Below are 14,521 nucleotides of genomic sequence, written 5' to 3' on the forward strand. Positions count from 1 at the left end.
TTAACTTGAATTTTTAGCCTAGGTAGTAGATCATTTATCACACTTACAGCGTCGATTTGTTTCGGCTTGCGGACGCTATATAAAAGCAGCTAAACAGAATCAGTATCACCTGTTTAGTTGCGTTCAATGCTAAGCGGGTTTTTTATGCCTGTTTGGCGCTTATCCATCATTTTTGATAGAGGCCCTAAACATGTCAGAGTATTCTTTATTTACTTCAGAATCCGTTTCTGAAGGTCATCCAGACAAAATTGCAGACCAAGTGTCTGACGCCATCCTTGATGCCATTCTTGAAAAAGATCCAGAAGCACGTGTTGCGTGTGAAACCCTAGTCAAAACAGGCATGGTGCTTGTTGCCGGTGAAGTCCGTACGGATGCTTGGGTAGACATCGAAGAGATCGCTCGCGGCGTGATTCGTGATATCGGATACAACAGTTCAGACATGGGATTCGATTGGGAGTCTTGTGCCGTCATGAACGCCATCGGTAAGCAATCTGCAGATATTGCAGTGGGCGTCGATGAAGCCAGCGAAAAAGAACAAGGCGCGGGCGACCAAGGCTTAATGTTCGGTTTTGCGACGAATGAAACCGACGTTCTTATGCCTGCTCCTATTACCTACGCACATCGTTTGGTTCAGCGCCAAGCTGAAGTTCGTAAAAACGGCACCTTAGACTTCTTGCGCCCAGACGCAAAAAGCCAAGTCACTTTCCGCTACGATGAAAATGGCAAGCCTTGCGCCATCGACGCTGTGGTTCTTTCCACACAACATAGTGCGTCTGTTAAGCAAGCGGATCTTCGCGAAGCGGTAATGGAAGAAATCATCAAACCAGTACTGCCAGCAGAATGGCTGTCTAAAGAGACCAAATACTTCATCAACCCAACAGGTCAATTCATCATCGGTGGTCCTGTGGGTGACTGTGGTTTGACCGGACGTAAAATCATTGTCGATACTTACGGCGGCATGGCACGTCACGGTGGCGGCGCTTTCTCGGGCAAAGATCCATCCAAAGTAGACCGTTCAGCGGCCTACGCGGGTCGTTATGTAGCGAAAAACATCGTTGCTGCAGGATTAGCAGACAAGTGTGAAATCCAGATTTCTTACGCTATCGGTGTGGCTGAGCCAACGTCCATCAGTATCAATACTTTTGGCACTGGTAAGGTAAGCGATACGTTGATTTCTCAATTGGTTCGTGAGCACTTCGAATTGCGCCCAGCGGGCCTAGTCAAAATGCTCGACCTAAAACGGCCTATCTACCTACCAACAGCGGCTTATGGCCACTTTGGCCGTACTGGTGATAACTTCACTTGGGAAAAAACAGACAAAGCAGAAGCGTTACGTCGCGCTGCGGGTTTATAATCTTCCGTAATTCCAGTATAAAGCCCTCTCTATGAGGGCTTTTTTATTTATCCATTCTTTTATTGGCTTTTTGATACTGACGGAGCATAAGAAAACATGCGAATCCCACGAATTTTTGTTGATATAGCCTTGGCTGAGAATTCCAAAGTCGAGCTGCCTGATTCTGCCTTTCAGCATGTTTGCAAAGTGCTCCGCTTAAAAAACGGCAATCCAATGCGTTTGTTTAACGGTCAGGGAGGTCAATATCATGGTGAACTTTGTGATGTTGAAAAGCGCTCTGCCAGTGTCCAGCTATCAAACTTCGAAACACTGAATAACGAGTCACCACTTAAAGTGACAATTGGACAAACTCTCTCGCGCGGAGAACGGATGGATTATGCGATTCAAAAAGCCGTAGAATCTGGCGTTTATGAAATTCAACCGCTTTTCAGCGCCCGTTGCGAAGTCAAACTACAAGACGGTCGCCTCGAAAAGCGCTTACAGCACTGGCAACAAGTCGCCATCAGTGCCGCTGAGCAATCCGGTCGAGGCATAGTGCCAAAGATCAAAGTGCCAATGAATTTAGTTGACTGGGTGTCGAATTGTAACGAAATGTTAAAATTGACGCTACATCATCACAGCGCAAAACCCATTTCTCAGTATCAGCAACCAAGTAATAACCAAGTCGCCTTATTGATCGGACCCGAAGGTGGATTAACAGAGCAAGAAGTAGATGCCGCGAGAGAACACGGTTTTAACGCCATTGCTCTTGGGCCTCGCGTACTCAGGACAGAAACCGCTCCAGTGGTAGCGCTTACCGCGCTAAATTTACTCTGGGGTGACGTTTAACTGTTTTATCTAAAAAGATATTCCTGTTAATGTAACACAACCACTACAGACTAATTGCCAAAATGGATTTAGCATCAATAAAAGATAAATTAAGGGATAAACAAGACATGTTATTGCGAACTTTCATACTGCGTGTAACCTACTTAGGGGTCATTCTTTCCTCTACACATTTGTACGCTTCGACACTAGAAGAAGCGACCTACACTGCGATCAATAATAGTCCTACCGTTCGACAAGCTATTGCCAAATTCCGAGAAGAAAGCCAAAACACAGAAATATCTCGGCACAATGGTTTTTATCCTAGCATTGACCTTGCTGCAGGAGTAGGTAAAGAAACGACCTACGCTGATGTTAGTAATTCAGATGACATTACCCTAACAAGAAGAGAGCTTTCTTTATCCCTTACTCAACCTATTTTTAATGGTTTTGCTACAACTTATGACATTAAACGCTTAAGTAATGAAGCAGAGGCAGATCGTTGGAGTGCATTAGTATCGGTTGAAAATACCGCTTTAAGCGTCGCTCAGGTTTATGCAAACGTACTGCGTTACCGAGAGCTCGTGGATCTGGCAGATCTGAACCTAGAAACGCACAAACGAATCTATAGTCAGATCAAGTTAAAAAGCGATACAGGGGTTGGTAGAAAATCTGATTTGAGTCAAATCACCGCCCGCTTAGCAAAAGCGTATGCCAATAGTTATGCTGCCATAAATAATCTTCGTGATGCAGAAAGTAACTACAAAAATACGGTTGGCCAATTGCCGCCAAAAGATATGATTTACCCAGTTCCTGATAAAAGTTTATTACCTAAAAGCTTAGATGATGCGATCGCTCAAGCTCTGGCAAAAAACCCAACCATCGAAGGTTCTAAATGGGATGTAGAAGCAACAGAGAACTATAAAAAGTCCATTGAAGGCGCCAAATACCCGACAGTTAATTTTGTGGTAGAGCGAACGTGGAATAATAATGTTGATGGTACTACTGGTCGAGATGCTGACTTACAGGCCATGTTCAGACTAAATTACAATTTATACAATGGCGGCAACTACAAACGTAACAAAGAGGTCGCAGTACAACAACAGGTTCAAGCCTCTGAAATACGCAGAAAAACGATTCGAGACACCGAACTATCTACTCGTCTTGCTTGGGCCGCTTATGAAGCAACCACAGGACAAAAAGAGCACATTAAGCAATATGTTGTTGCGACAAAAGAGTCTGAAGTCGCTTATGAGAAGCAATTTCGCCTTGGTCGACGCACCCTTCTTGATGTACTTGATAGTGAAAATGAACTGTTCCAAGCTCGACAAGACTATGTCAACGCAGACTACGATGAATTGTTCTCAGAGTTTCGCCTATTCAATGCCAAAGGTGATTTGATGAGGGCATTCAGAATATATCGCCCACCACTACTTGGTTTTAAAGATGAGTTTGATGCTAAGCAACCGGCACCTACTGGAGCATCACCGATCGAAAAACTAAAAGCAGCCGAAAAAGAAGCGCAGAAAAGCTCAACAGTTATGGTGAAAGAACAAGATACTGTGAAACAGTCAACCACGCAAAAAACAGATGAGAAAGCTCTCGAGAAAGAACTGTTTTTAGACTCTGATAAACAAAGCGGAGGCTGGCAATAAACTTACTACGCGCGATTTTATTAAGCACCGTCAGTTTAAGCTTAACGTTACACGCTGCTGATGGTGTTTCTCTTTATGGAGATAAAATAAAACCTCAAACACTAAAAGACGACGATCACGACGGTGTCATCAACGCTCGAGATAGCTGCCCTAATACGCCTTTAGGCTCTTTCGTGTCTATTCAAGGTTGCCCAACGGTAAGCACTTCGGTGCTGTCTATGGATCTAAAAATCCTCTTCAAACCTGATAAATATGATGTCAGTCCGCTCTTTTATGGCCAAATCAAACGCCTAGCTGACTTTCTCATTGCTCACCCGGATACCAAGGTCAGTGTTGAAGGCTATACCGATAATGTTGGCGATAACGAAAGGAACTTAGCGTTATCAAAAAACCGAGCTTCTGCGATTACTGATATTCTTGTACAGAAGTTTAAAATAGCTCAAAACCGAGTAAAAGCGGTTGGTTTTGGGGAAAGCAATCCAATCGCAGAGAATGACACGCCAGAAGGCAGAGCAAAAAATCGACGAGTGATTGCCGAAGTGTATGCTGAAAAAACGCAAAGCTTACGAAAGTGGACAATATACAGTGTGGATGAAGACATAAAATAACGTTGATTAAGTTTAGTCAAAAAGGAAAACTAGGGTGTTTTTTTATCTCAGCGCCCCCATATTCTATAGCATTAGTCCTTATAAACCGATTTTAAGCAGTAGTTAGATTTTGACTCATCGCTTTAGGAAATAACACATGACAATCAAACTTGGTATTGTAATGGATCCGATTGGAGCCATTAATTACAAAAAAGACACTTCTCTCGCCATGTTATGGGCTGCGGCTGAAAAAGGCTGGCAACTCATTTATATGGAACAAAAAGATCTGTTCCTAGATAACGGCAAAGCCTACGCTATGGCGCGATCTTTACAAGTTCATAAAGATCCAGAACACTTTTATGACTTAGGTGAAGAAAGTAAAATAGCATTAGGTGACCTAGATGTTATTTTAATGCGTAAAGACCCACCATTTGATGGCGAGTTTGTCTATAGCACTATGATTCTTGAGCAAGCCGAACGTGATGGCGCTATGGTCGTCAATGATCCCAAAAGTCTACGTGACTGCAATGAGAAACTGTTCGCAACACAATTCCCTGAATGCTGTCCGCCGGTTCTCGTAACACGTCGCGCCGATTTATTAAGAGCATTTCATCAAGAACACGGTGACGTTATCTTTAAACCGCTCGACGGTATGGGTGGGAGCTCTATTTTCCGCCTTAAAGCAGATGACGCCAATGTCAGTGTGATCATTGAGACGTTGACCCAAATGGGCGCTGAACAAATCATGGCGCAAAAATTTATCCCTGAGATCAAACAAGGTGATAAACGTATTTTAGTGGTCAATGGCGAGCCTATTCCTTACGCTCTAGCGCGCATTCCTGCAGCCGGTGAAACGCGTGGTAATCTAGCCGCTGGTGGCCGAGGCGAAGGTCAACCGCTTACCGATCGTGATCGCTGGATCTGTGACCAAGTCATTCCTTCTCTGAAAGAAAAAGGGCTTATGTTCGTTGGCCTTGATGTGATTGGTGATTATTTAACAGAAATAAATGTGACTAGCCCTACATGTGTCCGTGAATTAGACACTCAATTTGGTTTAAACATCGCTATGGTATTGATGGATGCAATAGAAGCCCGCTTAGCTTCCTAACATATCATGCGGGTAGCAGATCGATTTACAATTTCCCTCTTCATTGCCATTAGCGCACACGTGCTAATGGTAGTGCTTGTTGGGTTTGACTTCTCACTGCCAAGCCCAAAACCAAAAACACTTGAAATAACGTTAGTTCAACATACTTCAGAAGCGCCTAAAGAAGCTGATTTCATCGCTCAAGCCAATCAGCAAGCCAGTGGAACAGAACTTAGAAAGCACAAACTGACCACGACAGAAACGGCACGATTCTTATCGGATAACATTAAAGATATTACCCCTCCAGTACAGCCCCAAATTGCCTCAAGTGAACCAGTAAGAGACAAGCAACTGTTAACAACAGATGACCCTGATGCGGTATTCAAAGTTGAAAAAGTACCTGACCACCAACAAAAAACACTTGAAGAGCGCTTTAAAGGTGAAACTCAAATTCCTGATCACCTTTCTAGTGATATTTCCACGCTAGAAGCCTTATTAGATAGACAACGCCAAGCCTATGCTAAGCGACCTAGGATACGCCGACTGACCTCAGTATCTGCCAAGGCAGCTGTCGATGCTAAATACCTTGATAATTGGCGTAGGCGCATTGAACGCATCGGTAATACTCACTATCCTGCGGAAGCCAAACGTCACCATTTATATGGTCAACTTCGTTTAGCCGTTATGCTATTGCCAAATGGGCATGTTGATAGTATCGAGGTTCTACATTCATCGGGTATTCGTGTTCTCGATGATGCCGCCATGAGAATTGTCCGACTGGCAGCACCTTTTGAGGTTTTTCCAGAAGCGCTCAAGAAGAACGTAGATAAATTAGAAATTATTCGGACCTGGCACTTCTTACCTGGCAATGAACTGCAGAGTAAATAAAACACTTCATATTCTAGGCATAAAAAAACCCTCTGCAAACTGAGAGGGTTTTATAATTTTCATGCCAGCAGGCCAATAGGGATCAGCTAAACTGACCATCTCCCATAGCAAGACGTATTTTCTTCATTGCATTTTTTTCTAACTGACGAATACGCTCAGCAGAAACACCATATTCATCAGCCAATTCATGCAGTGTTGATTTGCTGTCAGATAACCAGCGTTGTACTAAAATATTACGACTGCGTTCATCAAGATCAGACATAGCGTCTTCTAGGCGACTGTTTGAATCCGCTTCCCAATTACCGTTCTCTAATAGCGTAGCTGGATTATGAGCATGATCTTCTAAATATTGAGAAGGTGCTTGAAAAGCACTGTCATCATCGTCATCAGCAGAGGCATCGAATGCCATATCAGAAGAACTCAAACGTCCTTCCATTTGACGAACCACTGCTGGCGTAACACCTAAATCACTGGCAACGGATTCTACTTCTGAGTTACTAAACCAAGACAATGTCTTTTTAGCACTACGAAGATTAAAGAACATTTTACGCTGGGCTTTCGTTGTTGCCACTTTCACGATGCGCCAGTTCTTAAGAATAAATTCATGGATTTCAGCTTTAATCCAATGAACAGCAAAAGAAACAAGACGAACACCCACTTCAGGGTTAAAGCGTTTTACCGCTTTCATCAAGCCTACATTGCCTTCTTGAATCAGATCACCTTGGGCCAAACCATAGCCTGAGTAACTTTTCGCAATATGAACTACGAATCGTAAGTGTGACATGACCAACGTGCGAGCAGACTCAAGGTCTTCTTTATAATAAAGACTTTCCGCTAATGTCTTTTCTTCATCGGCAGTCAAAATTGGAATTCTACTGACGGCCTGTATGTAAGATTCTAGATTCTGGCCTGGAATCATTATATCTGTAGGCTGGAGAGCTTTACCCATCTCTATTTCCACCTTTTTAAGTTCATAATGTCTATGAATCGATAGTAGCAAGTTAATATCTGTTGTGTGTGACAAAAATGTGAATTAACCGTGTTGTTTGTATAACAATCAAACAAACATGATTTGTGTCACTGTAGCTCTATATGTGTAATATGGCGATTAACGGCAATCCACGCCCCTAATGTGCCAATTAATGAGCTTATAGTTAAACATAAAACAATTTCACCTGCATTAAAAGTCTGCAGCTGAAAACCACCATGATACAGCTCGATTAATCGTTCTGCCGGAGCGCTCACCCACCAGCTAAGTAAGAGAATACACACTGTAGCGAAAAATCCTCCTAATATCCCAAACCAAAATCCCATGTAGAGAAAGGGTCGTCGAATATAACTATCGGTGGCTCCAACCAACTTCATGACAAGCACTTCATCTCGCCGACTTTCTACTGCCATTCTGATAGTGTTGCCAACAATTAACAGCACAGCAACGACCAATAAAATAGACAAAGCGTACACAAATCGCTGTCCGAAACTCAGTATATTCGCAAGGCGTTGTAACCATTGTGCATCTAATTCTGCGTATTCCACGCCACTTTGTGCAGCAAGCTGATCTCGCAAGGTTTGCAAGTCCGATAAAGATTGCAGATTAACCGCTTCTTTAGGCACCACTTTCAACACGATCGGTAATGGATTTTCAGGCAACGACGATAGAACCTGCTCATAACCACTAGATCGTTCAAAATAACGTAGGCCCTCTTCTTTCGATACATAATCAACGGACGCAACATCCGCACGAGCAGACAGACGATGAGACAATGCCAACGCTTTAGTGTCATCCACTTGGGGAAACAAATACAGGGTAATAACCGACTGCTGCTCCCAGTTATCCGTTACGGATTGAACGTTCTTCAATACAACATACAAACCACCGGGTAACGACAAGGCAATCGCAATGACCATAACGGTCATAACGGTCGCTAAAGGGTAATTCACTAACCGCATAAAACTCTCGGTTAGAGTGCCTTGATGCTGACGAAGATATTGTCCAATATTAAAGGAAGGGCGCGTCGGCCAGTTATGTTTTGTCGCTTTAATAGATTGGCGTGTGGCGCCACGACGAGAAGGTTTCTGAGACATTTAACCAAACCCTCCATCATTGACCATTCGCCCTTGATTTAAAGTCAGTACGCGGTGTCGCATTCGTGCAACCAAGGCTAAATCATGACTTGCAACCAACACGGTTACACCAACATTGTTAAATTCTTGAAATAGATTCATGATTTCTGACGATAACCTAGGGTCTAAATTACCTGTTGGTTCATCTGCTAACAAAAGTTGAGGCTTATTGACTACCGCCCGGGCGATGCCAATACGCTGCTGCTCTCCTCCAGACAATGCCATTGGATTATATTTTTCTTTATCCAATAACCCTACTTTATCTAAAGCGGCACGCACTCGCTTTGCTATTTGCTCATGATCAGCACCACTCACTTGCAATGGCAAGGCTACATTATGAAAAACGCTTCGATCAAACAATAACTGATGGTTTTGAAAAACGACACCAACACGTCGTCGATGCTGAGGAATGGCACGACGACTTAGCGTACGTAAATCCACACCATCAACCAGAATTTGGCCTGATGTCTGACGTTCAATCATCATCATGAGCTTCATTAAGGTGCTTTTACCGGCACCGGAATGACCGGTTAGAAACGCCATTTCACCTTGCTGTAAGTGAAAGCTCACTTGCGACAAAGCTTCTTGCCCGCTGTCGTACTTCTTTCCAACTCGCTGAAATTCAATTTCCACGCTATCACGGTATCCTTAGTTCATTGGCAAACAGTAAGAGATAATATTAGTAGCTTACTCTTACTCACTATCAAACAAGGCGTCAATAAATTCTTCTGCGACAAAAGGTCGTAAATCATCGACTTGCTCACCAACCCCGATATAACGAATAGGCAGTCCAAACTGTTTGGCGATAGCAAAAATAATCCCGCCTTTCGCCGTGCCATCTAATTTAGTCAATGTAATGCCACTGACACCGACGGTTTCAGTAAATAACTTGGCTTGGCTTAACGCATTTTGTCCTGTGCCGGCATCCAGCACCAACATCACTTCATGAGGGGCTTTAACATCAAGCTTCTGCATAACGCGAACTACTTTGGACAATTCGTTCATCAAGTTCGTTTTGTTTTGCAAACGTCCCGCAGTGTCGGCAATGACAATGTCGATCCCCTTGGCTTTCGCGGATTCGATGGCGTCATAAATTACCGAAGCAGAATCTGCACCAGTGTGCTGAGCCACCACAGGGACATTATTTCGCTCACCCCAAACTTGTAATTGCTCTACTGCTGCCGCACGAAATGTATCGCCAGCCGCAAGCATCACACTTTTACCGTCTTGTTGATATTTTTTCGCTAATTTGCCAATGGTAGTCGTTTTACCCACCCCATTTACACCCACCATCAAGATAACAAACGGACCTTCCTGATTAACTGGTACAAGCTCTTTTTGAGAACCGACTAGAATACTTTGCATTTGCGCTTTCAAACTAGCTAATAAGGCATCGGCGTCTTTTAGTTCTTTGCGTTTCAGCTTATCCGTTAATTCGTCCATCAAAGACTGCGTCGCATCGATACCAACATCGGCCATCAATAACTGCGTTTCTAGTTCTTCTAATAGATCTTCATCGACTTTTTTGCTGCCAGAAATAATCGACGACAACCCACTACCCAACCCATTTCGAGTACGAGATAGTCCTGATTTAATTCGTTGAGACCAAGACAATGTTGGTTTCTCAGGCGTTTTGTCAATCGCTGTTGCCGTGTGTTCCATCGTAGTGGATGTTGTCTCAGCTTCAACTGCGCCCTCTGACATGGATTTAGCAGATTGCTCAGCACTTACTTCCTGTTCAAGGGCATCAGAACTCGACGATGTTTCTTCTAATTGTTCCGTTTTCTCTTCTTCTGTACCCTTTTTCTTTGCAGACTTAATATCTGCACGCAAACTTTTCACAGTACGGCGCTTAATAACGATGGCTAAAATAGCCAATGCAGTACCAATAACAATCGGGGCATATCGGGCATACTCACCAAGATACGGTGTTAATAAAGCAATAAGCTGGTTAACAAGTTCCATTAAGTCGGTCTCTTATGTCTAGACTGGTGCTGTTTACACCAGTGAAATGCTATTATTCAATACAGAAGCCATTAGCATTGGCACTGAAAGCGATGATTTTATCATCATTCCTATTGGCAAACAGGTCTAGTTTTGTGGAAAAACCACATCACGTCTGTCTTTCTTATGGTTCGACATGTTTAGCAGTAAAAAACCTCTTTTTAGTCGCCCTGTTTTAGCCGTTATTATGGTGCTATCAACCTTGGTCATTTGGGTCTTAAATTTAACCGCACCTGCCACTCCGTTCCCCACACCGGCAGTCACTACATGGAAAACAAACTCTGGAATCCCTGTTATTTGGCTTGCTCAAGACAGCTGGAAAGGGAGTAACAAATTAGAACTGCGCTTTGCCTTTAAAAGAAACTCGCAAAACCCATCACTAACCAGCGCAACACTTTCTTTATTAATGGGAGATTCACTCCCATTAAGCACCTCTACGATTAATCAAAGATTAGCGCCATTGGCAGCAAAAGTGAGCAGCTACTATGATCAAGAAAGCCAAAACATTGGTTTTACCATAAATAGTGAGCCAACCTACCTAGCACCAACTCTAGATATTATTAGCCAATGGCTGCCGTCGCCTGAATTTAAAGCGCGCGCTTTCGAGCGCTGGCATAGACAGGAAAATAAATCACGGTCAATTCAACAAGAGCTAGAGCAAAAATTGTTTCCCCACCAAATCACGACAAAAACACAAACAATCACTCTCGCGGCCATCAGTAATAACTATAAGCAACTAACGCATCAAACTACGGCCATTTTTGTCATTGGTAATATGACAAAACAGACCCAAAAGGCCATCAAAGCGAGCTTAAATCATCTTAGTCAAAAACTCGCATTAGCTACCAATGATACCGATTCGATTATTAACACAAAGAGCACTTCAACCAGCCAGCATGGCCAAGGTGCCACCCTTATCGAAACCCAAAGTGCGATTGCCATAACACCACTTTCCTCTGTGAAGCAATGGCTCAGCTTACAAGTATGGGGAACTGATATGGTCAATACTTTTAACAGTCAAAACGATGTTAACGAAGCGCAACTTTATTTGACGCTATCCGCTGAACACCCCTGGGCTCGCTGGATTATCCACTATACAAATAAAACGCCCCGTAAAAAAACACCTGCCAATGTCAGGATGACAGCAAGAAGCTTTATTGATAACACTCAGATACCTTCTATCCATGATAAAAAACGGTTTACGCTATTATTGAAAAGCGTAAAAAATCAGCTTGCGCAAAGTACCTTAAATCCAAGTTGGTGGAGTAATCTTGCTACCACAACCACTCAAGAAAACAGTACGCTCACATTAGCTCAGTTTGCTAAAACGTATCAAAATGCCATCGACACTTTTAACCAAGATGATTATAAAGCAGCACTCAATTCACTGTTCATAACGTCTTCTTATCAAGAAATTCAGGTCAATAAATGAAAAAGAAAGTAACCGTTCACTCATCGACAAAATCCAAAGAAAGAGCAACTAAACTGCGCATTATTTCCGGCGAATGGCGTTCAAGACAGCTCCCTATTCCAAAGATAGAAGGGCTAAGACCAACACCAGATAGGGTTCGAGAAACACTCTTTAACTGGATTAATAATGAAATACCTGGCGCCAAATGCGCGGATTTATTCTGTGGCTCCGGCGCACTAGGATTAGAGGCAATGTCTCGTGGTGCAAAAAGCGCATTGTTTGTCGACAATTCTCGTATTGTTGAACAACAAATGAAACAAAACCTGATCACTCTAAAAGCTGAAAACTACCAAGTAGTTCAACAAAATGCCGCTGAGTTTTTAGCCACAGCGCCTCCTCAAGCTCTTGATATTGTCTTTCTTGACCCTCCATTTCGTAAAAACTGGTTGGCTCAGATTGTCCCACTTTTAGAAAACGGTTGGTTAGCAGATAATGCCTTAGTTTACATAGAGATGGAAAAAGAAGCTGCGCTGCCTGTGTTGCCCCCTTCTTGGTCATTACGAAAAGAAAAGATCGCTGGCCAATTGGTCTATCGTCTATTTGAAATTAGCCAAGAACACGCTTAATACCATGTAACTACACAGTGCACGACAAAGTCACTTTAGCTGACTGTCGGCACTGACTTGAGGCATTTGTACCTTTTATCAAACCTTACTGAGAGAGCATTTCTCTTCGCCTCTCTTGATGAGGTCTACCGCAACCGCTAGACTGTGCACCAAGATTCATACAGTCAATCAGAGCTTTTATTGGAAGCCTGATTACTTTCACCAGGACACCTAAAACCTATGCCGGACGCTATTCCAGTCGATTCTGTTGGTATTGTGGTACCACAAATTGCACAGTTCGAGACGCCTCTCACTCTGTCTTGTGGCCAAGAGTTACTAACCTATCAACTTGTTTACGAAACTTATGGAGCGCTTAATGCCAGTGCCTCCAATGCTATTTTGATTTGTCATGCCTTAAGTGGTGACCATCATGCGGCCGGTTATCACACCATGTCAGACAAAAAACCAGGCTGGTGGGACAGCGCTATTGGACCAGGAAAAGCCATCGACACGGATCGATTTTTTGTGATCAGTCTGAATAATCTTGGAGGTTGTTGCGGCAGTACAGGCCCGACCAGTATCAATCCTGAAAACAGTCAAACTTGGGGAGCAAATTTCCCTATCGTTACTGTGGAAGATTGGGTAGAAAGCCAAGCACGGTTAGCGGATCGATTAGGCATCCAAACCTTTGCGGCCATTGTCGGCGGTAGTCTTGGAGGTATGCAAGTGCTCGAATGGAGTATCCGCTTTCCAGAACGCCTTAACGCCGCGGTTGTTATTGCTTCAGCCCCCAATTTATCCACTCAGAATATCGCCTTTAATGAAGTTGCTCGCCAATCTATTCGTCGCGATCCTGATTTCCACCATGGTCATTATTTAGATGAGAAATCCGTTCCCACAAACGGACTCGGTTTAGCGCGTATGCTAGGGCATATTACCTATTTATCAGATGATGCTATGGGTTCCAAATTTGGCCGCCAGATGCGCCATGATAGCTACCAATATAACTACGGCATTGAGTTCGAAGTAGAAAGTTACTTACGTTATCAAGGTGAAGCCTTCACGAAACGTTTTGACGCGAACACCTATATGCTGATGACTAAAGCGCTGGATTATTTCGACCCTGCGGCACAGACAAATGGGGATTTATCTGCTGTATTGAGTCGTGCCCAATGTGAGTTTTTATTGGTTTCCTTCACTACAGATTGGCGCTTTGCTCCAGAGCGCAGTGAAGAAATCGTCAATGCCTTGGTAAAAGCAGGAAAACACGTATCCTACGCTAAAATTGAAGCCGCAGAAGGCCACGATGCTTTCTTATTTCCAATCCCACGGTACATGGCTACGCTAAACAGCTTTTTAACTCGCATTGGTAACCGTATCTCGATGGAGGCCCAATAATGCGTTCTGATTTAGAAATGATCGACGAATGGATCCAGCCTAATTTACGCGTATTAGATTTGGCTTGCGGACCCGGTGAGCTGCTTCACCACTTGATAGAAAATAAAAAAGTCACTGGCTACGGCTTAGAAATTGATCCTGATGACTTGAACACCTGTATTGAAAAAGGCATTCCGGTACTAGAGCAAAACATCGATGAAGGGCTACAAAACTTCGAAGATCACAGCTTCGATCTTGTGCTGATGACTCACGCACTTCAGCAGTTCCGCCGCCCTGATTTGCTGATCGACGAAATGCTACGCATTGGCAAAGAATGCATCATCACTTTTCCTAACTTTGGCCATTGGCGCAGCCGTCTTCACTTGGCCTTAAAAGGCCGTATGCCAGTGTCCGATTTTTTACCCTATAATTGGTACGACACACCCAACATCCACTTTTTCACGTTTCAAGATTTTGAACGCTTATGCCATGAAAAAGACATTAAAATTTTACGTTGGGCCGCCGTTGATGGACATCTAAGAGATCATTGGTGGATTCGAACTATGCCTAATATGTTCAGTGAAACAGCCATTTTTCACATCACTCGTTAAACCTATTTATACAC

The 14,521-nt window shown here is 43.4% G+C and carries 14 protein-coding genes and 1 riboswitch; of the genes, 10 read left to right on the forward strand and 4 right to left on the reverse strand.

The window, feature by feature from the left end:
• Positions 1–38 precede the first annotated feature (38 nt).
• Positions 39–114, forward strand: a riboswitch (SAM riboswitch).
• A gap of 76 nt (positions 115–190) precedes the next feature.
• The 6 genes from metK (at position 191) to E0D70_RS12025 (ending at position 6,375) form a co-directional block, all read left to right on the forward strand.
• A complete protein-coding gene (gene metK, locus E0D70_RS12000; protein WP_133012535.1) occupies positions 191–1,354 on the forward strand; it encodes a methionine adenosyltransferase in 1,164 nt (387 codons plus the stop codon).
• A gap of 96 nt (positions 1,355–1,450) precedes the next feature.
• Positions 1,451–2,182: a 16S rRNA (uracil(1498)-N(3))-methyltransferase gene (locus E0D70_RS12005; protein ID WP_133012536.1), complete on the forward strand. Its 732-nt coding sequence runs from the start codon at positions 1,451–1,453 to the stop codon at positions 2,180–2,182.
• Between the two features lie 107 nt (positions 2,183–2,289).
• Entirely contained in the window at positions 2,290–3,813 is a 1,524-nt protein-coding gene (locus tag E0D70_RS12010) for a TolC family outer membrane protein (protein WP_133012537.1), read from the forward strand.
• Between the two features lie 173 nt (positions 3,814–3,986).
• Positions 3,987–4,421 (forward strand): OmpA family protein, encoded by a 435-nt coding sequence (locus E0D70_RS12015; protein WP_240537099.1) that lies wholly within the window; start codon positions 3,987–3,989, stop codon positions 4,419–4,421.
• Between the two features lie 136 nt (positions 4,422–4,557).
• Complete coding sequence (gene gshB / locus E0D70_RS12020; RefSeq protein WP_133012539.1) at positions 4,558–5,508, forward strand: glutathione synthase; 951 nt, start codon at positions 4,558–4,560, stop codon at positions 5,506–5,508.
• A gap of 66 nt (positions 5,509–5,574) precedes the next feature.
• Positions 5,575–6,375 (forward strand): energy transducer TonB, encoded by an 801-nt coding sequence (locus tag E0D70_RS12025; RefSeq protein WP_240537105.1) that lies wholly within the window; start codon positions 5,575–5,577, stop codon positions 6,373–6,375.
• Positions 6,376–6,457: 82 nt separating this feature from the next.
• Here the strand turns inward: E0D70_RS12025 and rpoH are convergent, their stop codons facing one another.
• From rpoH to ftsY, 4 genes are all read right to left on the reverse strand, one after another.
• Positions 6,458–7,324, reverse strand: a complete 867-nt coding sequence (gene rpoH, locus E0D70_RS12030; protein ID WP_133012541.1) for an RNA polymerase sigma factor RpoH — start codon at positions 7,322–7,324, stop codon at positions 6,458–6,460.
• A 128-nt stretch (positions 7,325–7,452) separates the two neighbouring features.
• Positions 7,453–8,460 (reverse strand): permease-like cell division protein FtsX, encoded by a 1,008-nt coding sequence (ftsX, locus tag E0D70_RS12035; protein ID WP_133012542.1) that lies wholly within the window; start codon positions 8,458–8,460, stop codon positions 7,453–7,455.
• Entirely contained in the window at positions 8,461–9,132 is a 672-nt protein-coding gene (ftsE, locus tag E0D70_RS12040; RefSeq protein WP_133012543.1) for a cell division ATP-binding protein FtsE, read from the reverse strand.
• A gap of 60 nt (positions 9,133–9,192) precedes the next feature.
• Positions 9,193–10,464, reverse strand: coding sequence for a signal recognition particle-docking protein FtsY (gene ftsY, locus E0D70_RS12045; protein ID WP_133012544.1), 1,272 nt, complete (start codon positions 10,462–10,464; stop codon positions 9,193–9,195).
• A 175-nt stretch (positions 10,465–10,639) separates the two neighbouring features.
• On the opposite strand from ftsY, the gene E0D70_RS12050 reads away from it, so the two are divergent.
• From E0D70_RS12050 to metW, 4 genes are all read left to right on the forward strand, one after another.
• A complete protein-coding gene (locus E0D70_RS12050) occupies positions 10,640–11,935 on the forward strand; it encodes a peptidase M16 family protein (RefSeq protein WP_133012545.1) in 1,296 nt (431 codons plus the stop codon).
• Entirely contained in the window at positions 11,932–12,540 is a 609-nt protein-coding gene (gene rsmD / locus E0D70_RS12055) for a 16S rRNA (guanine(966)-N(2))-methyltransferase RsmD (RefSeq protein ID WP_133012546.1), read from the forward strand. The genes E0D70_RS12050 and rsmD overlap by 4 nt, the downstream gene beginning before the upstream one ends.
• A gap of 219 nt (positions 12,541–12,759) precedes the next feature.
• Positions 12,760–13,917, forward strand: a complete 1,158-nt coding sequence (metX, locus tag E0D70_RS12060) for a homoserine O-succinyltransferase MetX (RefSeq protein ID WP_133012547.1) — start codon at positions 12,760–12,762, stop codon at positions 13,915–13,917.
• Positions 13,917–14,507, forward strand: a complete 591-nt coding sequence (gene metW, locus E0D70_RS12065; protein WP_133012548.1) for a methionine biosynthesis protein MetW — start codon at positions 13,917–13,919, stop codon at positions 14,505–14,507. The genes metX and metW overlap by 1 nt, the downstream gene beginning before the upstream one ends.
• The last annotated feature ends 14 nt before the right edge of the window (positions 14,508–14,521 follow it).

Origin of the sequence: Marinomonas flavescens (genome assembly GCF_004352835.1) — a bacterium.
GTDB classification, from domain to species: domain Bacteria; phylum Pseudomonadota; class Gammaproteobacteria; order Pseudomonadales; family Marinomonadaceae; genus Marinomonas; species Marinomonas flavescens.

Bases quoted from the DNA above. Each gene is read 5' to 3' on its own strand.
- rpoH (WP_133012541.1), bottom strand. From the start codon at position 7,324: ATGGGTAAAGCTCTCCAGCCTACAGATATAATGATTCCAGGCCAGAAT.
- metK (WP_133012535.1), top strand. From the start codon at position 191: ATGTCAGAGTATTCTTTATTTACTTCAGAATCCGTTTCTGAAGGTCAT.
- metW (WP_133012548.1), top strand. From the start codon at position 13,917: ATGCGTTCTGATTTAGAAATGATCGACGAATGGATCCAGCCTAATTTA.
- E0D70_RS12005 (WP_133012536.1), top strand. From the start codon at position 1,451: ATGCGAATCCCACGAATTTTTGTTGATATAGCCTTGGCTGAGAATTCC.
- E0D70_RS12010 (WP_133012537.1), top strand. From the start codon at position 2,290: ATGTTATTGCGAACTTTCATACTGCGTGTAACCTACTTAGGGGTCATT.
- metX (WP_133012547.1), top strand. From the start codon at position 12,760: ATGCCGGACGCTATTCCAGTCGATTCTGTTGGTATTGTGGTACCACAA.
- ftsX (WP_133012542.1), bottom strand. From the start codon at position 8,460: ATGTCTCAGAAACCTTCTCGTCGTGGCGCCACACGCCAATCTATTAAA.
- ftsY (WP_133012544.1), bottom strand. From the start codon at position 10,464: ATGGAACTTGTTAACCAGCTTATTGCTTTATTAACACCGTATCTTGGT.
- gshB (WP_133012539.1), top strand. From the start codon at position 4,558: ATGACAATCAAACTTGGTATTGTAATGGATCCGATTGGAGCCATTAAT.
- rsmD (WP_133012546.1), top strand. From the start codon at position 11,932: ATGAAAAAGAAAGTAACCGTTCACTCATCGACAAAATCCAAAGAAAGA.
- E0D70_RS12050 (WP_133012545.1), top strand. From the start codon at position 10,640: ATGTTTAGCAGTAAAAAACCTCTTTTTAGTCGCCCTGTTTTAGCCGTT.
- E0D70_RS12025 (WP_240537105.1), top strand. From the start codon at position 5,575: ATGGTAGTGCTTGTTGGGTTTGACTTCTCACTGCCAAGCCCAAAACCA.